The organism is Haloarcula taiwanensis (genome assembly GCA_002844335.1).
Classification (GTDB): domain Archaea; phylum Halobacteriota; class Halobacteria; order Halobacteriales; family Haloarculaceae; genus Haloarcula; species Haloarcula taiwanensis.
This window is the reverse complement of the sequence record CP019154.1, coordinates 1,281,988-1,301,954: the sequence shown is the minus strand read 5'-3', so window position 1 is coordinate 1,301,954 and position 19,967 is coordinate 1,281,988. Positions and strand designations below refer to the sequence as shown.

The following is a 19,967-nucleotide window of genomic DNA, read 5'->3' as shown; positions in this document are numbered from 1 at the left end:
TTGTTGTTTCTGTTTATCAGAACCTTCCGGCCACTGAGAACCACGCCAGCAGCCAGAGGGACCCACGGATCAAGCGAGAGCCCCTCATCAACGACAGTCCATCCGGCGTACACCAGTCAACGGTGTAGTCACGCCGACTGTGGATTCACGCACGAGGACAACCGCGACGGCGACGAGTTTGCCTGCCAGAAGTGCGGCAAAGAGCTACACAGCGACTACAACGCGGCACGCAACATCGCACACAGGTACGTCCAGAATCGGCTCAAGTCTGGTTCTGGACGGGCGACCAATCACCTCGCCCTCAAGTCGGGGACGTTGAACGGGAACGGCGACTACTCGCCTTCCACGGTATAGTGGATAGACCGGGGAGTCCACCGACAAACCTCGGCGTGAACGCCGAGGTAGGTGATCACGCGCCGAAGAGATATCTGGCGCCATAGAGTATAGCACAGTGGGCGAGTGTCGGTCCGTCTTCAACGCCGGGAACGTGTTCTCCAGCGATGGTGCTCCCATCGGCCGCAATCGTCGAGTTCGCACAGATGATTTCCGCGTCTGGATTCGTGTGCCGGACGCTTGCTTTGCCCCGTGAATTCAGGCCACGTCGGCGGTGGTCCCCCTGTTGATGAGGACGTAATCCGCTAACCAGAGATGGGTTTTTCCCGGCTAGGATCGAGGTTCTGACCCGCCACGGTGATTACCTGCCACGAAGACGTGCCGGCGGCTCCCCGTGTTATGCTCAAAGCGCCCCTCGAACTGCCCGCCGAGTTCAATATCGACGTGCAGGAACTGCTCCAACGGGGCGGGGAGATCAGAAACAGAAACGGCTGGTCTAGTAGAACTCGCGGACGAGGTCCATCGCGCCCTCGGGCGCGCCGTCGGGAATCTCGGCCATCGAACCCTCGACGCCCTCGCGTTCCTCGAACGGGACTGAATCCTCGTCCTGGTAGAGGACGCCCATGTACTCCTTCTCGCTTTCGAGAATCTTGTCCTTGGCCTGGTCGCGGTCCGACGGGTCGTGGTCGGTTTCGTCGAGGTCCACGATGGCGTCGCGGAAGTAGTCGTAAGTGTCCACGTCGTTGAACGTCACACACGGCGAGTAGACGTTGACGAAGCCGAACCCGTCGTGCTCGACGGCTTTCTGGACGATCTCGGCGTGGCGCTGTGCGTTCGAGGAGAACGACTGCGCGATGAACGTCGCGCCGGAGGCCAAGGCGAGCGCCTTGGGGTTGACCGGCGGCTGGTTCGGGCCGTCCGGCGAGGTCGAGGTCTCGAAGTCCTCGCGCGAGGTTGGCGAGGCCTGACCCTTTGTCAGCCCGTAAATTCGGTTGTCCATTACGACGTAGCTCATGTCTACGTTGCGGCGGACAGCGTGGATGAAGTGGCCAGCCCCGATGGAGTAGCCGTCGCCGTCACCACCCGAGACCATCACTTCGAGGTCCGGGTTGGCCATCTTCACGCCGATTCCCACGGGCAGGGCGCGGCCGTGGACGCCGTGGAGCGCGTAGCTGTGCATGTACGTCCCGATCTTGCCGGAACAGCCGATACCGGCGACGATGAAGGTGTTATCGGGGTCGTTGCCCGTCTCCGCCAGCGCCTTCATCATGCCGTTCATCGTCCCGAAGTCACCGCAGCCGGGACACCAGGTCGGTTGCTTGTCGGATTTGAAGTCTGTGAAGCGAACGTCGGAACTCATTGTGTTGCCTCCGCGGGTGTGTCAAGCGTCTGCTTTATCTCTGTCGCCAGTTCGTCTGCCTTGAACCGAACGCCGTTGTACTTGTTGATGCGCTGGACCCGTTCGAGGACATCGTGTTCGATGACATCCGCGAACTGGCCGGTAGCGTTGCACTCGACGACGATGACGTCCTCGGCCGCCTCGATCTCCTCGGTGAGGTCCGGTCGGGGGAAGATGTACGGGACCGAGAGGAACCGGATGTCGTAGCCGTCCTCCTCCAGCAGTGTCAGCCCCTCGCGGAGCGCGCCCTCGTTGGAGCCCCAGGAGATGACTAGCGTGTCCGCGTCGGGGTCGCCGAACTCGCGGTAGTCGAAGTCCTCCTGCTCGCGGGCGGTCTCGACTTTCCGCTGGCGCTTGTCGACCTGCTCGATGCGGATGTCCGTGTCTTCGGTCCGCCGACCGAGTTCGTCGTGTTCGAGGCCGGTCGTCATGTGCGCGCCGTCGGTCGTCCCGGGGAACGCACGCGGCGAGATGCCGTCGGCGGCGGCGAAGTGGGCCTGGAAGCGGCCCTTCTCGTCGAGCCAGGCGTCGATGTCGTTCTCGTCGACGACCTTGCCGCGGTCGATTTCGACCTCGTCCATGTCGAACGTCTCGGGGGAGAAGGTCTGCTCCGTCACGGCCATCGCGAGGTCCGAAACGAGGAAGACCGGGGTCTGGTACTTCTCGGCGAGGTTGAACGCCTCGACGGTCTTCCAGAAGCACTCCGAAACCGTGGTCGGCGCGACGACGAACCGTGGAATCTCGCCGTGGCCGCCGTACAGTGTCATGTTGAGGTCGCCCTGCTCCTGCTTGGTCGGCATCCCGGTCGAGGGACCGGAGCGCATCACATCACAGATAACCAGCGGCGTCTCGCTGGTGGCGACCAGCCCGAACGTCTCGGTCATCAGGTCGATACCCGGTCCGGACGTGGCGGTCATGGCTCGGGCACCGGCGCGGGCCGCACCGAGGGCCATGTTGATTGCGGAGAGTTCGTCCTCGGCCTGGACGACCTTCCCGCCGAACTGGTCGACGCGGCCGGTCATGTACTCCATCACGTCCGTCGCCGGTGTGATTGGATAGCCGGCGTAGAAGCGACAGCCGGCGGCGATAGCGCCCATGCCGATGGCCTCGTCCCCGTTGAGGAGCACGTAGTCCTCGTCGGTGGTCTCCATGTCGTAGTCGAACTCGCCGTACTCCTCCTGCACGTAGTCCTGTCCCTTCCGGGCGGCTTCCTTGTTGTTCTCGACGATGGCCTCGCCCTTGTCGCCGAAGCGCTTTTCGAGGCTTTCGTCAAGGTTCTCGATGGGGAAGCCGGTGACCTCACACGCCGCACCGAGGGCGACGACGTTGAGCATGATGGCCCCACCCGCGTCCTCGGCGAGCCGTTTCAGCGGTACTTCGAGTGCCGTCGCGTCGCCGGGCACTTCCACGTCCTGCATCGTCGAACGCTCGCCGTCATAGATGATGACGGAGTCCTCGTGGAGTTCGTCCTCGTTCTCGTGGATCGTGCGCTCGGTGAGTGCGATCAGGATGTCGAGGCGGTCGACGACACTCTCAACGCGGTCGACTGACGTCCGTACCTTGTAGGCGGTGTACCCGCCGCGGATGCGGGAGGCGAAGTCCTTTGAGGTGAAGACGTGTCGACCAGCCCGGGAGAGTGCCTGCGCGAAAATCTTCCCGGTGGAGTCGATTCCATCGCCGGCTTCGCCGCCGATGGCCCAGTTCAGGTCCTCTGGCATTATATCCCTCGGGTAGCCAGCGTGGTAGGAAAAGCCTTCCGTAAGCGCCCGCGCGCGTACTACTCGCTTTTGAGTGAATTTTGGTATGGTCTCGAGCAAAAACCGGCATAATCACCCGTATGTAGGAAAAAACCGGCAATACGATCCGACTAGGCTGAAACTCCGCGACCGTAACCCCCTTGCCCAGTCACGGTAACTCTGGGATATGGATGAACGAGTCCTCGACGTGGTTGCCGTCCGAGATGTCGGACCAGACACCGTGGCGATTGACTTTGAGACACCGGATGCCTTCGACGCACAGCCGGGTCAGTTCGTCAAACTGACATTGACCGTCGACGGGGAGAATATCTCGCGGTTCTACACTATCTCTTCGCCGACGGTCGACGAGGCGTTCGAGATCACCGTCGGTATCGACCCCGACGGCGAACTGGCACCGAAACTCGGTGCGCTCGAAGCGGGCGACGGCGTCCGTATCGCCGGGCCGTTCGGGTCGGATTACTACGAGGGCGAGAGCCGCGTCGTCGTGTTGGCCGGCGGCCCCGGCGTCGGTCCGGCGGTCGGTATCGCCGAGCGTGCACTGGACGATGGTAACGAGGCCGCAGTCGTGTATCAGGACGACGCGCCGGTCCACGGGGACCGACTAGACGCGCTCGCCGAGGCCGGGGCGCTCGTCTCGGTCATCGATGGCGAGGCGTCCCTGACCGAGCCAGTCGCCGATGCCGTTGAGGACGGTGGGCAAGTGTTCATTTACGGCTTCGCGGACTTCCTCGATGCCGCCACGGAGGCGCTGGAGGCCGCTGGCATTAGCACTGATGATGCCAAAGTCGAGAACTTCGGATAGCTCGTCCCACCGCCATTCGAGCGTCGTCCCGCCTGCTAACTCACCGTTTGACCGGTGGTAGCGGTGTTAGCTCTCGTCACTGGCGCTTGGTGCTCGAACGGTCAGCACCGGTACCGGCGACGTTCGGACCAGCTTTTCCGCGACGCTACCCAGGAGGTAGCGGTCGACACCGGTGCGGCCGTGAGTGCCGATGACGACGAGGTCGGCGTCAGTATCCTCGATAGCGTCGAGGATGGCCCGATACGGGACGCCGTGAGTGATAGCTGTCTCGACAGTCTCGACTCCCAGCTCGGAGAGCCGGTCGGACGCCCCCCCGACAGCATCCGTCGCGACCGACTCCAGTTCGTCGACGATGACAGTCGATCCGACGTCGATACCGAGCGACCGCGTGTCCACGACCGAAACGAGATGGGTAGTGGCATCGGTTGCGCTTGCGAGCGCGCCTGCCGGTTCAATAGCCGCCTCTGCACCGCTGCTGCCATCGGTCGGGAGTAGAATGTCGTCGAACGAGACGGTCCCCGGCTCAGCGTCGGCTTTGACCGAGAGGACCGGCACATCGGCGAGGCGAACGACCTTTTCGGTGACACTGCCCAGAAGGAACCGTCGGACACCGGTCCGACCATGGGTTCCCATGACGATGAGGTCGATATCGTTCTCGTCGGCGTAGTCGAGAATCGCGTCGTGGACGACTCCCTCGCGGACGGCGGGGGTGACGGACAGACCCTCGGTGTCGACGTGGTCGGTCTGGGATTCGACGAAGGCATCCGCCGGGGAGCCGTCGTCGTAGTCCCAGTCGTCGTCCGTGGGCCCGTGCTCGTCGACGACCGAGAGCACATGGACCGCTGCATCGTGAGTGCCGGCAAGCGTCGCAGCGACCTCGAACGCGCGCTCGGAACCGGGGCTGCCGTCGGTCGGAACGAGGATTCTATCGAACATTGGGTGTCGCTGTTCACCGCCGTCGGTGATAAAGTATCGTGGCTGAGACAGGACTACCGAGAGAGTCACTGCGGGGCTCCGAGAACAGAACAAAGCCTATAACAGTCGGATGCGAACTTCTCCCATGCGCGAGGCAAGTCGGACGACGCGCCAGCGCATCGCTGACCAACTACGCGACGAAGCGATGGCTGCAGGGACAATCGCGAACGAGTTCGAGATACAGACCAGCGACGCGCTCACGCACGTAGAGCATATCTCCAAGTCCCTGGAATCGACCGACGAACAGCTCCTCGTCGCGCCGCCGGAGTGCGAGGAGTGCGGCTTCACGGACTTCGACGACCTGACAAACCGACCGAGTCGGTGTCCGGAGTGCAAATGCGAAGCGGTCTCGGAGCCGGCGTACCGGATCAGCTAACCCGTAACGAATCCCGGAGACGCCGATTCCAGCCGTTCAGTTCCCCGAGAAGCCGATGCGACCGCGCGAAGAGAGGTCGTGGTCGCCCGACGGCCCCTGATTTTCGAACTCGTAGCGCTCGTCGGTCAGGTAGACGTCACCGTCCTCGGTGGTGATAGAGACTTCCTCCAGAACCGCTCCCTCGCAAGGGCCGTAGTTACACAGCCCCGAATCGGATTCGAACGTCGCCCCGTGTTTCTCACACACCAGTTGCCCGTTGCGAACTGTCGCCCCACTGCCCTTGTCGAGTCGGACATCTGTCCAGTGTGGACAGTAGTTCTCGAACGCGACGACCGCGTCGGACAACTCGACGATAATCGCCTCCTTCGTGTCGAAGCCGTCGCGAACAGTGAACAGAAACGTTCCGTCATCGGGCACCTCGTCCAGCGCGACGATACGGCTGTCCTCGTCCATACTATGCATCCGTAAGTACGTAAGCCGTTTCAAACCGCCGGTTCCGGCCCTATTCACGTACTGAAGCGATGACCCACAAAACGAAGCCCATCTCAGTAGTGCCGCTCCTCGATTCGCTCGTCGAACAACCGCTGAAGGAGCTTCGTCATCGGCCCGCTCCCGACGGAGATGCCGTCGACGGTCGCAATCGGGCGGATCTCCCACGTCGAGTTCGTGAGAAACGCCTCGTCAGCATCACGCAGGGCATCGAGCGAGTAGTGGCCGGTCTCGACGGGGAAGTCCTCGCCGCGGGCGATGTCCATTACCACGTCGCGGGTGACCCCCGGCAGTAGGTCCAGATCCGTACTCGGCGTCCGGAGGCCGTTGTCCGTGACGAAAAAGAGGTTGCTCGTCGCTCCCTCGGCCAGATTACCGTCCATGTCTCGGATGAGACATTCGTCGGCGGGCTCGCCGCCAGCGGCGGCCTTTCGAAGTTCGAGCCGGCCGAGAATCCCGTTGAGGTAGTTGTGCGTCTTTGCGTCCGCCGGGACGGCCTCGCTCGGAATCCGCCGGGTCCGGACCGTCTGAACCGACGCCGGCTCGTCCCAGACGCGCTCGCCGTTGAGCCCGCCCCTCGGGAGCCCCTTGCAGATGACGACGACAGTGGGGTCGACATCCTGTCCCGGAGTGAGCTTCCCGGGCTGGACACCCCGTGTGACAGACAGCCGGACGTACGCCTCGTCGAGGTCGTTGGCCGCGAGCGTCTCGTCAACGCGCTCACGGAGGTCATCTGGCACGGCGTCGTCGAAGCCCAGCGTCTCGGCCGTCCGCTGGAGGCGCTCGCGGTGGGCGTGCCACTGGAACGGCTCGCCGCCGTAGGCCCGGAGCGTCTCGAATGCCGCATCGCCGTACATGAACCCGCGGTCGCGCACTGACACCGTCGCCTCGCCTTCGGTGACGAGCGCCCCGTTTACGTGGTATTGCATAGCAGGCAGAAGTTCTCGATCATGGTCTTGCCGTGGTCGGTCAGGATGCTCTCGGGATGGAACTGGACGCCGATGTGCGGGCGGTCGTCGTGGCGCACGCCCATGACGACTCGTGACTCATCGGTACCGCCTTGGCCGACGTCGGTCGGTTCGGAGCTGTCGTCGCCCGTTGCGTCACCGTCGGTGACGGTGTAGGCCGTCTCAGTTAGCACGTCGGGGAGGGTCTCGCGGTCGACCGCAAGCGAGTGGTACCGGCCGACATCGAACGGGTCCGGGATGTCTTCGAACACCCCTGTGCTGTCGTGGGTAACCGACGAGGATTTACCGTGGACGACCGCTTCGGCGTGGCCGACGGGCGCGCCGTTGGCCGCACATAGCGCCTGATGTCCGAGACAGACACCCAGCGTGGGGTATTCCAACGCCTCGAATATCGGCACCGAGACGCCCGCCTCCTCGGGCGTCCCCGGCCCCGGTGAGACGACGATACCGTCGGGGCCCATCGCTCGGATGTCTTCGATGTCGATGGCGTCGTTGCGCCGGACGATGACATCGTCCTCACTCCCGCCGAGGCGGAGGACCACTTCGCCGACGTACTGGACGAGGTTGTACGCGAAGGAATCGTAGTTGTCGACGACCAACACGGTCGGAGCCAGCGAGTCTGTCGCTGGACTACCTCCGGCGTTGTTGCCGCTGGTGGCCCCGCCGTCGCCGCTATCGCCGCTCCCCCCGCTGCCACGGTGGCCGCTCATCCCTCGTCCTCCATCGCCAAGTCGACGCGCTTCCCGAGCGCCTCGTCGACGGCGTTGACGAGGGCGCGGCCCTTGTCCAGCGTCTCCTGATACTCGCTGTCCGGGTCTGAATCGTGAACCACGCCGGCACCGACACGGAGGTGGTACTCCTCGGCGTACCGGACCAGCGTTCTGATGACGATATTCAGCGTCGCTCGGTCGTCGAAGCCGAACAGGCCGATAGAACCGGTGTACGGTCCCCGTCGCGTGGCTTCGACCTCATCGATAATTTCCATCGTCCGGGGTTTAGGCGCGCCGGTGATGGTGCCGCCGGGGAACACCGCGGCGATGGCGTCCTGCAGGGACGCGCCGTCACGGAGTCGCCCCTCAACGACAGAGACCAGATGCATTACCTCCGAGTAGCGGTCGACGCGCCGGTAGTCCGGTACCTCGACGCTGCCAAATTTGCTTACTTTCCCGAGGTCGTTGCGCTCTAGGTCGACGAGCATCGCGTGTTCGGCCCGTTCCTTCCCGTCGTCGAGCAGGTCCGCCTCTAGGCGGTCGTCGGCCTCGCGCGTCTCGCCCCGTGGCCGGGTTCCGGCAATAGGTTCGGTCTCAATTCGGTCGCCGTCGCGGTGCAAGAGCAGTTCCGGGCTAGCGCTGACGAGGTCGACGCCGGGGAACTCAAGCAGGGCGGAGTACGGTGCCGGATTCACGCTTCGCAGCGCGTCGAAGGCTTCGACCGGGTGGACCGCCGCGGGGGCACGGAGCCGCTGGGAGACGTTCGCCTGGAACGTGTCGCCGTCGCGGATGTACTGCTTGACCGTTCGGACCCGGTCAGCAAATGACTCGCGCGTGCAGTCGCTCTCGAAGGTCGCTTCGTCGGTCTCGACTGGCGGCTCCTTGACAGCGGGGTCTCCCTGTACGGCCGCCCGAGCCAGGTCCAGCGCGTGCTGTTTGCCGAACTCGTAGGCCAATTCTGGCGTCTCGAAGTCACCGACCCGCGGACAGGCCGTCACGCGCAAGGTCACCGACTCACCGCGGGGTTCCTCCCAGGCCGCGAAGCGGTCATAGCGAGCTATCTGTAGGTTCGGGAGCGCGCGGTCGGCGTCGGCGCTGTCGGGCAGTGACTCCAGTTCCCGCGCCACATCGTAGGAGAGCCATCCAACGGCTCCGCAGGGATACGGCACGTCACAGTCAGCGCGGACCAGGCGCTCGCCGTCGAGGAACTCGGTCAGTGCAGCGAGAGTCCGGCCCGCTCCGGGGTCGACCTCGCGGAAGTCCGCCGGAGCGGTCCCGAAGTAGCCCCACCCCGACTGGCCGCCGGTAGTCGCCAGATACACGCCGCCAGTTTCGTCGCGCGCCCGGCGATAGGCGAGAAACGGGTCAGCAACGTCCACCCGAACCTCGACAGGGACGCGCGCCACTGAGGGTGCGTCGGCCGCACGGTCGGTGAACGTCGTCCGGTCGGTTTCGACCGATTGCATTACCGAACGAAAACAGTGCGGCGACTAATTCCCTTGCGGTTCAGAAATGGACTGCCAGCTGTCTCAGAACTCTTCCGCCCGCTCGATCCAGCCCGAAACGCGGCTCTCCGAGAGGTCGGTGTCCGCGGCGATGGCCGCTGCGTCCGCAGTGGCAAGCTCGCCTACGGTCTCGATGCCGATACCGGCGAGTCGGTCGGCGTACGCGGGACCGATACCTTTGATCTCCGTCACTGGGGCAGTGTTTTCCCCGTCATCGGTCTCACCCGCGTCCCCAGCAGCAGCCTCGGCCGACTCCTCGTCAGCGGTGGTCTCCGAGTCGCCGGCTTCGTCGTCGAGCGCTGTTTCTTGCTCGGACGCCGCGGAAGACGCATCGGTCACAGATTCTGTTTCGTCGTCAGTGGGAGTTGGTGACACAGCAGGCTCTGACCCGTCCGTCTGCGTGGCTGTTCCACTCCCATCCCCTGATTCGGTCCCGGCCCCGTCCGCAGTATCGGATGTGTGGGTCTCGGTAGTCGCAGCGGTGTTCGTCCCCTTCACAGCGTCTTCGTCTTCAGTAGAGGGCTCTCGCTCGACGGTCACGTCCACGTCGCGGTTCGTTCCCGACGTGGCTGACCCAGTCCCGTCAAGCCCGAGGGCGGATTTCAATTTCTGAAGCAGACCCATACATGAACGTATTTATCCCCCACACAAATCTCTTGCTGGTGACCGGTCCGCTACAGGCGCTCGCGCAACTGGCTGTTCATCCTATCCACGGGCGCGTCCTCGCCAGTCCAGCGTTCGAACGCTTCGACCCCCTGATACAGGAGCATCCACGCGCCGTCAACTGTCGTTGCGCCCGCGGCCGCCGCGTCCTGTAGCAGACGGGTCTCAATCGGCGTGTACACCGCATCGAGCACCGCGAGGTCGCCGTGCAACGCGTCGGCGGGGACCGGCGTCGCATCTTCATCCATGCCGACGCTGGTGCAGTTGACGAGGATGTCGGCGTCCGCAAGCAGGTCGGGAAGCGAGTCGAGTCCATGGCCGGAGGCGTCCGGGACCTCATCGGCGAGTCCGTCGGCTTTGGACTCGGTGCGATTCGCAATCCGAACCGACAGTCCCGCATCGGCGAGCCCGAACGCGACCGCTCGGCCCGCACCGCCGGCCCCGACGACGACAGCTGTGCCCGACAGCGCCACGTCGTGATGACGCAACGCTCTGACCGCACCGACCGCGTCGGTGTTGTAGCCCGTGGGCGTTTCACCGGTGAAATCGACGGTGTTGACCGCGCCGATGCGCTCGGCGAGCGGCGCGGGGTCGACAGCGTCTAGCACGTCCTGCTTGAACGGAATCGTGACGTTGAGGCCGTCTATTCCGAGCGTCTTCGCCGCGTCGATGGCGTCGGCACCAGAGTCGGCCGCTGGTTCGAACGTGACGTAGCGTGCATCCAGTCCCAGTGCTTCGTAGCCCGCCTCGTGCATCGGCGGCGACAGCGAGTGCCCGACCGGGTTTCCGATGAGTCCGTAAACGTCCATACCAACGTCAGCGCGCCCCGGTCGTATCAACGCCACGCTCTGCGAGACACAGCTTCCTGCCGACACTTTCGCAAGCTTTTCAGCCGGACCTAGCCACATGTCCGACAGTGAGTCGTCTACGTCACCCACTGCTGCAGGTTGCCGTCGCGATGGCCCTGACTGTCGGCTGGATTTACCTCTTTACCTCCGGCATTGACGTCGGGACCCTGACCACCGTCGCGGTCAGTGGGTTCGCCGTTCTCGGGGCGTCGTTCCTGCTGGCCTGGGGCGCTGAAACCGCCGAAAAAGACGTGCCGAGGGCCTTCGCTATCGCCGTCCTCGCAATTCTCGCAGTGGCTCCCGAGTACGCAGTCGACGCGCTGTACGCCTGGAACGCCGGGGCAGGCGGCGCGACGACAGAAGCCTGCCGGCAGTTCACGGCGGCAGAAATCGAGTCCGCGACCGGGGGGCTCGCTCGCGCCTGTCACGACGCGAATCTCGCCATCGCGAACATGACCGGCGCGAACCGTATTCTCATCGGCATCGGCTGGGCCGGCATCGCCGTGTTCACCGTCTGGCGGGCCGCGAAAACGCGAGACCCCGCAGTCACGAAACGCGACGGCTTCCTGACCGACGCCGTCCAGCTGGACACCGACATCGCGACCGAGATCACCTTCCTCTTTCTGGCGACGATGTGGGCGTTTCTCGTCCCCCTCGGCGGCGGCATCGGTATCCTCGATACGCTGTTTCTGGTCGGCCTCTACGTCGGGTACATCGGTCTCGTGCTCAAGTCCGACATCGAACACAGCGAGCACACCGTTGGCGTGCCGAAGTACTTCCAGGAGTGGTCGCTGCCGTGGCGGCCGCTCGTCGTCCTGGCGCTGTTTGGCTACTCGGGTGCGATGATTTTCACTGCGGTCGAGCCGTTCGCCCACGGGCTGGAGGAGATTGGTGTCGCGAACGGCATCCCCGAGTTCTTCATGATCCAGTGGGTCGCCCCGCTGGCCAGCGAGTCGCCCGAACTCATCGTCGTCGCCGTGCTGGTCAACAAGGCCCGGTCGACGGCGGGGTTCAACGCCCTCATCTCGTCCAAACTCAATCAGTGGACACTGCTCATCGGGACCATCGCAGTGGTGTACTCCATCGCGCTCGGCGGGTACAGCGTGCTGCCGTTCGACGCCAGACAGGGCGCAGAGATCTGGATTACGGCGGCCCAGTCCTTCTTTGCGCTCGCCATTCTGGTCAACTTCGAGATCAGCATCCGCGAAGCAATCGGGCTGTTCGTGCTGTTCATCTCGCAGGTGGTTCTTGAGTTCACTATCATCAGAGACCTCGTCGCTGTGCCAATATCGAGTCACGACCTCCTGCTGGCGTACACGGGGCTGTACGTCATTATCGGGACCGGACTGTTTGTCCAGCGCCGCGAGGCGCTGAAACACCTGTTCGGGCTGGCCGGAGACGCCGTCCGGACCGCGATAGGCCGTGACCCAGCTACTCTGGAGAACGCGGACTGATGCTCGGCATCGTTATTTCACACGCCGACGTGGCGTCGACTCACATTGGGGAGCACCTGCGCTCGCTCCGAGACTGGGAGACAAGCGTCGACGAGACGCGGCCCGGCAGCGAGGGCGGCGGCACGGTGTACCGAACTGACGGCGTGGAACTCCGCGAGTTCGAGGCGTTGCATCTGGACATCGAACGCGTCGGGGCGGCGTTCGACAGCCCGGACCTGCTGGTGTTTGCCTCGAAACACGCCGGCGAGACGGATGAACTCCTGACAGCCCACCACACCGGGAACTTTGGCATCGCGGAGTACGGCGGCGAAGACGGCCGGTTCGCCCGGGCCTGTCCTGGTGCACACACGGCAGTGGTTTCGGCGCTCCAGCGCCACGCCCCGCCTGACTACGAGGTCGGCATGGAGTGTACGCACCACGGCCCGACAGCGGTGGGAGTCCCGTCGATGTTCGTCGAGGTCGGCAGCGCGGAACCACAGTGGAAGGACCCGGATGCCGCTGCGGCCGCCGCCAGAGCCATACTGGACCTCGCCGACGAACCGGCCGACAAGCCGCGGGAGAACGGGACGCGCCGCCATCTCCTCGGTGTCGGCGGCGGCCACTACGCCCCGCGGTTCGAGCGCGTTGTCCGCGAGACGGACTGGGCGGTCGGTCACATCGCCGCTGACTGGTCACTGGATGTCCTGACGGAGTGGGCCGACAGCGACGAGGAGCGCGACGCCGTTCTCGAACGCGCCCTCCAGGCCAGTGCGGCCGACTACGCCCTCATGGAGGGCGACCGGCCGGACCTACAGGCGGCTATCGAATCGCTGGGCTACCGCGTCGTCAGCGAGACGTTCGTTCAGGAGACGACCGGCGTCAACTTGGGCCTCGTCGAGGCGCTCGAAGACACTGTCTGCCCAGTCGACGATGGCCTGAGGTTCGGTGAGCTTGCGCCCGGATACGACGGCGAGTGGACCGTGCTCGAACTCCCCACTGAACTTATCTCGGACGTACGCGGGGTCGATAACGAAGCGCTGCGCGAGACCATCGAACGGCAGTCCATCGCGTACGTGACCGAGCAAAACGGGACGGTGTTCACCGGGCCGATCATCTGTCCGGCGGGGACGGACCTGCGAGCGGTCGTCGACCCGCTCGTCGAAATCCTCGAACGACGCTTCGACAGTGTCGAGTGGGCCGCGGACGAACTCATCGCCCGCGAGACAGCGTTCGATCCTGACCTCGCGCGAACGGCTGGCATCCCTGAAGGACCGAAATTCGGGAAGCTCGCCTCGGGCGAGTCAGTCGAAATCGATGGGGAGGAGATCGGACCGGAGCGCTTCCAGCGCGAGCGTATACGTCGATATACGCTGTGAACACTGGCGCGTTAGCCGCCGAAACTGGGGATCAACACGTCAGACGAGCGTCAGACAGAGGGGGAAAACTAATAACTATTCGTCTGCAAGGACGCTTTAAATTATGGATTCGATAATTGACGACGCTATCGACGAGGCAGAACAAGACGGGGAGGACGCGGACAGAGGAACTGTCAACGAAACTACATCATCGCCGTCACAGGACATGTCGACGTCGGGGACGATGTCCGACGAGGAACTGGCAAGCGTCGTCAAAGACCTGGAGACGAAGATCACGGTTGTCGGCTGTGGCGGTGCCGGCGGGAACACGGTCACCCGGATGATGGAGGAAGGCATCCACGGGGCCAAGCTCGTCGCCGCAAACACCGACGCACAGCACCTCGCCGACGAGGTGTCTGCTGACACGAAGATTCTCATCGGCCGCAAGCGAACCGGCGGCCGCGGGGCCGGTTCAGTCCCGAAGATCGGTGAGGAGGCCGCACAGGAGGATATCGAGGATATCCAGCAGTCTATCGACGGCTCGGATATGGTGTTTGTCACCGCCGGTCTCGGTGGCGGCACCGGGACTGGCGCGGCCCCGGTGGTCGCACAGGCCGCACAGGAAGCCGGCGCACTCACCATCTCCATCGTCACGATTCCGTTCACCGCGGAAGGTGAGCGCCGCCGTGCCAACGCTGACGCCGGCCTCGAACGCCTCCGCTCCGTCTCTGATACGGTCATCGTCGTCCCGAACGACCGTCTGCTCGACTACGCACCCAGCATGCCGCTGCAGGACGCGTTCAAGATCTGCGACCGTGTGCTGATGCGCTCGGTCAAGGGGATGACCGAACTGATCACCAAGCCCGGCCTCGTCAACGTGGACTTCGCCGACGTTCGGACCATCATGGAGAACGGCGGTGTCGCCATGATCGGCCTCGGCGAATCCGACTCCGAAAACAAGGCCCAGGACTCCATCCGCTCTGCCTTGCGCTCGCCGCTGCTCGACGTGGAGTTCGATGGCGCGAACTCCGCGCTCGTCAACGTGGTCGGTGGTCCCGACATGAGCATCGAGGAAGCCGAGGGCGTCGTCGAGGAGATTTACGACCGCATCGACCCCGACGCTCGCATTATCTGGGGCGCGTCGGTCAACAATGAGTTCGAGGGCAAGATGGAGACGATGATTGTCGTCACCGGCGTCGAGAGTCCACAGATCTACGGTCAGAGCGAGGCCGAACAGGAGAAGGCCGCCCAGCAACTCGGCGAAGACATCGACTACGTCGACTAATCTGCCTCGCCGCCTCGGTTTTACTTTCCACTAATCGCCGTTACGTGCCGCTCTATCTACATTTTTGCTATCATAAATGATACTCCCGCCGAAAAGCGTTTATCCGGAAATTCAGATTCTCTGTTCATGTACTCGGATTCGAGGCGTGGTGTACTCAAAAAATGTCTGGCAGCCGGGGGTTTGGGCATCTCATCTGGCTGCCTTGGGTCCCTGAACGGGAGCGGTGGCACTGTGCAGTTCGGCGCGCTCCTCCCGCTCAGTGGTGCGCTCGCCCCACTCGGGCAACACGGCAAGCGCATGGTTGAGCAGGCAGCAAGCGATGTCAACGCGGCCGGTGGTATCCGCGGGAATGATGTCGAAGTGACCATCCTTGACACTGAAGCGAACGCCGAAACCGCTGTCGAGCAGTACGGGACACTCGTCGACCGAGGTGTCATTGGTTTCGTCGGTGGCCTCGTCAGTGACGCGTCGCTCGCTCTCGCACCGGAGGCGGCCAGCGACGAGATTATGGAGGTCAGCCCGGCCAGTACTGCCCCGCAGCTATCGACTGCCGGTCGAGCCAACGGGCGGAAATACTTCGGCCGAACGGTGCCAAGCGACGGGACGCAAGCGGTGGTGATGGCGAAGGTCGTCGACGACCCGCTGTACATCAACGCTGATTCCGTCGCATTACTGAGCATCGACAACTCGTTCGGTGCTGGACTGGCAGCGGCACAGCGTGAGGCGCTGGACGCCGAGGTCGTCGCCGATGTGCGGTACGACCCGTCGTCGGAGTCGTTCGACGACACGCTTGCGGACGTGTTCCAGAACGACCCTGATGCCGTCACTTTCACCAGCGTCTCCGGGCAGGAGCGGGGTATCCTTGACGCATACAGCCAGTCGGAGCACGATGTTCCGTGGGTGTTGTCTGCAGGGATGTTCGGTGGCGACCTCCCGTCGTACTACGACGGGTTCTACAGCGCGTCGCTGTCCTCTGCACGGACGCAAGCGTACTTCGAACTCGTCCGTCGGCTCTCAGATATCGACCAGCCCAGAGCGTACTCGGTCAACGCGTATGACGCGCTGTTTTTGATGGCGTGTGCCGCCGAACAGGCCGGTGAAGCCAGCGGCCCGGCAATCGCCGAGACCATTCAGTCGGTTTCCGGCGGGTCTGGACACACTGTTTCAGTCGGCGACTTCGGTCGTGTTCGGTCACTCACCGAGGCAGGTCGAGCGGTGAACTATCAGGGCGCGTCCGGAAGCGTTGACCTGACGGCGAACCTCGAACCGCTGAGTTCGTACCTGATCGAACGGGTCACGAACGGGTCGGTCGAGTCGCTGGAGCTACTGCAGTCACGGTTCTTCAAATCAGGAGGCAATCAATGAGTTCACTCCCCAGCCGAATGGTACAGGCGACGGAACGTGCGCTCCCTGACGTTATTCGCCGGCGCTACGCCGCGAAGTTCGGTGTCCTGTTGCTCGGTGTGGTCGTCATCCTCGCCCTCGGCGGCGCGGCGATCCACCTCGACACGGGCTCGCTGGTCGAGTCACAGACCGAGGAGCAGATCCTCGGCGTTGCGGAGTCTCAGTCCAGTTCCGTGTCAAGCTGGGTCTCGAACAAGCAATCCACGGCATCGTTCCTCGCGGCGTCTATCGGCGACCGGTCCGAGTCAACCTCGGATACAGAACACCAGCGGTGGCTCGAACAGAAGCTCATCGGGCTTCCCGGAGACGTCCGGGCGCTGCATTACGTCGACGCTGCTGACGGCACAGTCACCGCCAGCACTGACGACGACCTGAACGGCGTCGCACTGAGCGACGTTGACGACCCGTGGACGGACGCGAGTGGTGCAGTCGTCTCGTCAGGACCGACGGACACGTCCGAAGCATACCAGAGCGGTAATGAATCAGTCATCGCGTTCGTTCAGCCTGTCTCTGGCAGCGACGAATACGTCGTACTGACGGCGTCGCTTGAGGCGCGCTCTCATGAGTTCACGTCACCGTTTGCGACGGGCGACGTGAAAGTCGTCGGGTCAGGTGGCCAGATCATACTCGACAACCGGAAAAGCTCGATTCTCGAAGAGTACGCGGCAACCGGAGACGCGACCGATACGAGCGTTGAGGCGGCGCTGAACGGCGAAACCGGTTACAAATCCGTCTCTGCCAGAACGGGCATGGAAGACGGAAAGTACGTGATGGCGTACACGCCGGTGACCGGCACTGAGTGGGCGTTGCTGTATCACGTGCCCCAGGACCGCGCGTTTGCACTGCAGTCGGCTGTCTCCCAGAACATTGCGCTTCTGCTTGCGCTTGCCGTCGGGGCGCTGTTCGTCGTCGGCGTGACAATCGGACGCGGAACCGCGAACGCACTCGCCCGTGTCGCTGAAAGCGCAGAGGATATCGCCGCAGGTGAGATCAACAGCACCCTCCCGGAGACTACTCGCGTCGACGAGATGGGACAGCTGTACGACTCCTTCGCATCGATGCAGGCGTATCTGACGACCGCCGCAGACCAGGCCGACGCGCTCGCTGCAAAGCGGTTCGACGACCCGGCGCTGGACGAGAGCATCCCCGGCGAGTTCGGTGCGGCGCTAGAGGAGATGGGCGAGGACATCCAGGCGTTGATTACCGACGTCGAGGCTGCCAGAGATGAGGCGGAGGCGGCAAAAGAAGACGCCGAGTCGATGGCAGCCGCCCTCGAAGCCAAGGCGGCCGAGTTCAGCAAAGTGATGGACAAGTCGGCAGACGGGGATCTCACCCAGCGGATGGCCACCGATAGCGACTACGACGCGATGGTCGACATCGCGGAAAGTTTCAACGAGATGATTGCGGAACTCGAACGGACAGTCAACCGCATCGAAGGGTTCGCCGGCACTGTCGACAGCTCGACGGAGACGATCTCCGCGAGCGCACAGGAAGTGCGGTCGGCCAGCGAGTCGGTGAGTGAGTCGGTGCAACAGATCGCCGAAGGCGCTGACGAGCAAAACCGGAACATCCAGCAGGTGAGCGACGAGATGACCGACCTGTCGGCGACCGTCGAGGAAATCACCTCGTCGACCGACGAAGTCGCGTCGAAGTCCCAGCAGGCCGTCAACGACGGCGAGTCCGGCCGCGAATACGCCGAGCAGGCCGCCGCCGAAATTGAGGCGCTCGAACGGAAGTCCACCGAAGCTATCGAACAGGTGGAGTCCCTCGCAGAGGAGATGGAGCGCATCGGCGAGGTTACGACGCTTATCGACGAAATCGCTGAACAGACGAATATGCTCGCGCTCAACGCGAACATCGAAGCTGCGCGGGCCGGTGAGGCGGGCGAAGGGTTCGCCGTCGTGGCCCGCGAGATCAAGACGCTCGCCGAGGAAACGCAGGAAGCGACGACTGATATCGAGTCGATGATCGACGACATCCGGTCCCGGACGGACACCACCGTCGAGGACATGCAGGAGATGGGTGAGAGCGTCGACACCGGGAAAGAGACGGTCGAGAACGCGACCGACGCGCTGACCAGTATCGTCCAGCAGGTCAACGAGGCCAACGACGGTGTGCAGGCTATCAGCGACGCGACTGACGAACAGGCCGCCTCGATGGAAGAAGTCGTCTCGATGGCCGAGGAAGTCGGCTCGATCAGCGAGGAGACATCCGCCGAGGCAGAAAACGTCGCTGCGTCTGCCGAGGAACAGACGGCGTCGATCACGGAGGTCACCGAGAAGATACAGTCGCTCTCCAGTCAGGCGACTGACCTCAAGGAGCTTATCGACCAGTTCGAAACCGACGATGCCGGTGACGGGGGCGACCTGGGGACCCACGGAGCGGGCGGAACTGCGCTGACTGACGACTGACCGAACGGGTTCTGTACGCCCGTTCCGGGGTGTCGGCCCTTCTGTCGACTACGCTTTTCAGCGAGGCGATACGCTGTGAGCGGTTCGAGTCGTCGCCGCGCACCACAATATAGAAAAGCCACCAGTGGGTACGACCCGCTATGGACGTTCCATACGATCTCACCTCCTACATCCGCGTACTCAAACTGGCGAGTACGCCGTCGTGGGAGGAGTTCTCCCAGATCGCGAAAATCGCCGGCGCGGGCATCGCGCTGGTCGGACTGCTCGGGTTCATCATCTTCGCCGTGATGACCTTCGTACCTGGCAGCAAGCCGGTGTAAACCGATGGGTATCTACGCAGTCAAAACCACGGCCAGCCAGGAACGCACCGTCGCAGACATGATCATCTCCCGGGAAGAAGACGAGATTCACGCCGCGCTCGCGCCGGACTCGCTGACGAGTTACGTGATGGTGGAAGCCGACGACGCTGCGGTGTTCGACCGTATCCTCGACGAGATTCCCCACGCCAACGGCGTCGTGCAGGGCGAGTCCTCGATGGCGGAAGTCGAGCACTTCCTCTCCCCGAAACCGGACGTGGAAGGGATCGCAGAGGGCGACATCGTCGAACTCATCGCCGGCCCGTTCAAGGGCGAGAAGGCACAGGTCCAGCGCATCGACGAGGGCAAGGACCAGGTCACCGTCGAACTGTACGAGGCGACGGTCCCGATTCCGGTTACCGTGCGTGGTGACCAGATTCGGGTTCTTGACTCCGAAGAGCGATAGCTCTCCGTTCAACCCGAATCGGAGCGGTGTACGCCGCGGAAAAGCGATCACATAGCGGTTTCAAACTGGTTTCCAGTCACCACTGTGCAGGTCAGGCGACGCGGTAACACAACGGCAGTCGCTACGCTTCGCCGCCTTCCAGTCGGTCGATGACTTCGCTCATGTTGGCGGCGGCCTCGACGGACTCCTTGATCTGTTCGCGGCGGCGGACCTCGGCGGCGGAGGCGTCGTAGGCGCGAACGTACTCCGCGCGGGAGTGTTCGTCGAACGCGTGCTTGATAGCGAAGTAGCCGTCGGGGACAACGGCACCACAGACCTTGCACTCGATGCGGTCGTGTTCGACCGACTGGTGGATGATGAGCTCCTCGACGCGGTCGAACTGTCTGTCGTCCCCTTCGATGTCGCACTCCCAGCGTGGCATTTGCTCAGTGGCAGGCGACGCGGGGTTAAAAACGTTGGCTGCCACCTGTCAGCCGTCTGTCTCGCAGACTG

The 19,967-nt window shown here is 63.6% G+C and carries 19 protein-coding genes and 1 pseudogene; 10 read left to right on the top strand and 10 right to left on the bottom strand.

The features are described 5' to 3' along the window. Positions 1–96 precede the first annotated feature (96 nt). Positions 97–354, top strand: a pseudogene (locus BVU17_06655) (transposase). A gap of 475 nt (positions 355–829) precedes the next feature. Here the strand turns inward: BVU17_06655 and BVU17_06650 are convergent. Together BVU17_06650 and BVU17_06645 are read right to left on the bottom strand one after the other, a co-directional pair. Continuing rightward, positions 830–1,693, bottom strand: a complete 864-nt coding sequence (locus tag BVU17_06650; protein AUG47222.1) for a 2-oxoacid ferredoxin oxidoreductase — start codon at positions 1,691–1,693, stop codon at positions 830–832. Then, positions 1,690–3,450, bottom strand: coding sequence for an oxoglutarate--ferredoxin oxidoreductase (locus tag BVU17_06645; GenBank protein AUG47221.1), 1,761 nt, complete (start codon positions 3,448–3,450; stop codon positions 1,690–1,692). Before BVU17_06645 ends, BVU17_06650 begins: the two co-directional genes overlap by 4 nt. 205 nt (positions 3,451–3,655) lie before the next feature. Here BVU17_06645 and BVU17_06640 point away from each other — a divergent pair, with 205 nt between their 5' ends. Then, positions 3,656–4,291, top strand: a complete 636-nt coding sequence (locus BVU17_06640; GenBank protein AUG47220.1) for an oxidoreductase — start codon at positions 3,656–3,658, stop codon at positions 4,289–4,291. Between the two features lie 66 nt (positions 4,292–4,357). On the opposite strand, the gene BVU17_06635 is transcribed toward BVU17_06640, so the two are convergent. Beyond that, positions 4,358–5,227, bottom strand: coding sequence for a universal stress protein (locus BVU17_06635; protein AUG47219.1), 870 nt, complete (start codon positions 5,225–5,227; stop codon positions 4,358–4,360). A gap of 124 nt (positions 5,228–5,351) precedes the next feature. Here BVU17_06635 and BVU17_06630 point away from each other — a divergent pair, with 124 nt between their 5' ends. Further along, entirely contained in the window at positions 5,352–5,642 is a 291-nt protein-coding gene (locus BVU17_06630) for a transcriptional regulator (GenBank protein ID AUG47218.1), read from the top strand. Positions 5,643–5,678: 36 nt separating this feature from the next. Here the strand turns inward: BVU17_06630 and BVU17_06625 are convergent, their stop codons facing one another. The 6 genes from BVU17_06625 to BVU17_06600 all read right to left on the bottom strand — a co-directional run bounded on the left by BVU17_06625 (position 5,679) and on the right by BVU17_06600 (position 10,786). Beyond that, positions 5,679–6,095, bottom strand: a complete 417-nt coding sequence (locus tag BVU17_06625; GenBank protein ID AUG47217.1) for a 2Fe-2S ferredoxin — start codon at positions 6,093–6,095, stop codon at positions 5,679–5,681. 92 nt (positions 6,096–6,187) lie between these two features. After that, positions 6,188–7,060, bottom strand: a complete 873-nt coding sequence (locus tag BVU17_06620) for a 4-amino-4-deoxychorismate lyase (GenBank protein ID AUG47216.1) — start codon at positions 7,058–7,060, stop codon at positions 6,188–6,190. Then, positions 7,045–7,809, bottom strand: a complete 765-nt coding sequence (locus BVU17_06615) for an anthranilate/aminodeoxychorismate synthase component II (GenBank protein AUG47215.1) — start codon at positions 7,807–7,809, stop codon at positions 7,045–7,047. Before BVU17_06615 ends, BVU17_06620 begins: the two co-directional genes overlap by 16 nt. Then, positions 7,806–9,275 carry an aminodeoxychorismate synthase, component I gene (locus BVU17_06610; GenBank protein ID AUG47214.1) on the bottom strand — a complete coding sequence of 490 codons (1,470 nt, stop codon included), beginning with the start codon at positions 9,273–9,275 and terminating at the stop codon, positions 7,806–7,808. The genes BVU17_06615 and BVU17_06610 overlap by 4 nt, the downstream gene beginning before the upstream one ends. Before the next feature lie 63 nt (positions 9,276–9,338). Next, positions 9,339–9,938, bottom strand: a complete 600-nt coding sequence (locus BVU17_06605) for a hypothetical protein (protein AUG47213.1) — start codon at positions 9,936–9,938, stop codon at positions 9,339–9,341. A gap of 50 nt (positions 9,939–9,988) precedes the next feature. Further along, positions 9,989–10,786 (bottom strand): shikimate dehydrogenase, encoded by a 798-nt coding sequence (locus BVU17_06600; protein AUG47212.1) that lies wholly within the window; start codon positions 10,784–10,786, stop codon positions 9,989–9,991. Positions 10,787–10,917: 131 nt separating this feature from the next. On the opposite strand from BVU17_06600, the gene BVU17_06595 reads away from it, so the two are divergent. The 7 genes from BVU17_06595 (at position 10,918) to BVU17_06565 (ending at position 19,475) form a co-directional block, all read left to right on the top strand. Continuing rightward, positions 10,918–12,279: a sodium:calcium antiporter gene (locus BVU17_06595; protein AUG48850.1), complete on the top strand. Its 1,362-nt coding sequence runs from the start codon at positions 10,918–10,920 to the stop codon at positions 12,277–12,279. Continuing rightward, positions 12,279–13,634: a hypothetical protein gene (locus BVU17_06590; protein ID AUG47211.1), complete on the top strand. Its 1,356-nt coding sequence runs from the start codon at positions 12,279–12,281 to the stop codon at positions 13,632–13,634. Before BVU17_06595 ends, BVU17_06590 begins: the two co-directional genes overlap by 1 nt. A gap of 103 nt (positions 13,635–13,737) precedes the next feature. Further along, entirely contained in the window at positions 13,738–14,898 is a 1,161-nt protein-coding gene (locus tag BVU17_06585) for a cell division protein FtsZ (GenBank protein AUG47210.1), read from the top strand. A 231-nt stretch (positions 14,899–15,129) separates the two neighbouring features. Beyond that, positions 15,130–16,263 (top strand): amino acid ABC transporter substrate-binding protein, encoded by a 1,134-nt coding sequence (locus BVU17_06580; GenBank protein ID AUG47209.1) that lies wholly within the window; start codon positions 15,130–15,132, stop codon positions 16,261–16,263. Then, the gene (locus BVU17_06575; GenBank protein ID AUG47208.1) at positions 16,260–18,713 is read left to right on the top strand and encodes a methyl-accepting chemotaxis protein; all 2,454 of its coding nucleotides are present in this window, start codon (positions 16,260–16,262) and stop codon (positions 18,711–18,713) included. The genes BVU17_06580 and BVU17_06575 overlap by 4 nt, the downstream gene beginning before the upstream one ends. Positions 18,714–18,853: 140 nt before the next feature. Continuing rightward, positions 18,854–19,033: a protein translocase SEC61 complex subunit gamma gene (locus BVU17_06570; protein AUG47207.1), complete on the top strand. Its 180-nt coding sequence runs from the start codon at positions 18,854–18,856 to the stop codon at positions 19,031–19,033. A gap of 4 nt (positions 19,034–19,037) precedes the next feature. Beyond that, a complete protein-coding gene (locus tag BVU17_06565; protein ID AUG47206.1) occupies positions 19,038–19,475 on the top strand; it encodes a transcription elongation factor Spt5 in 438 nt (145 codons plus the stop codon). A gap of 121 nt (positions 19,476–19,596) precedes the next feature. Here BVU17_06565 and BVU17_06560 read toward each other — a convergent pair whose 3' ends face one another. Next, on the bottom strand, positions 19,597–19,896 hold the full coding sequence (locus BVU17_06560) for a hypothetical protein (protein ID AUG47205.1): 300 nt from the start codon (positions 19,894–19,896) through the stop codon (positions 19,597–19,599). Positions 19,897–19,967: the final 71 nt, after the last annotated feature.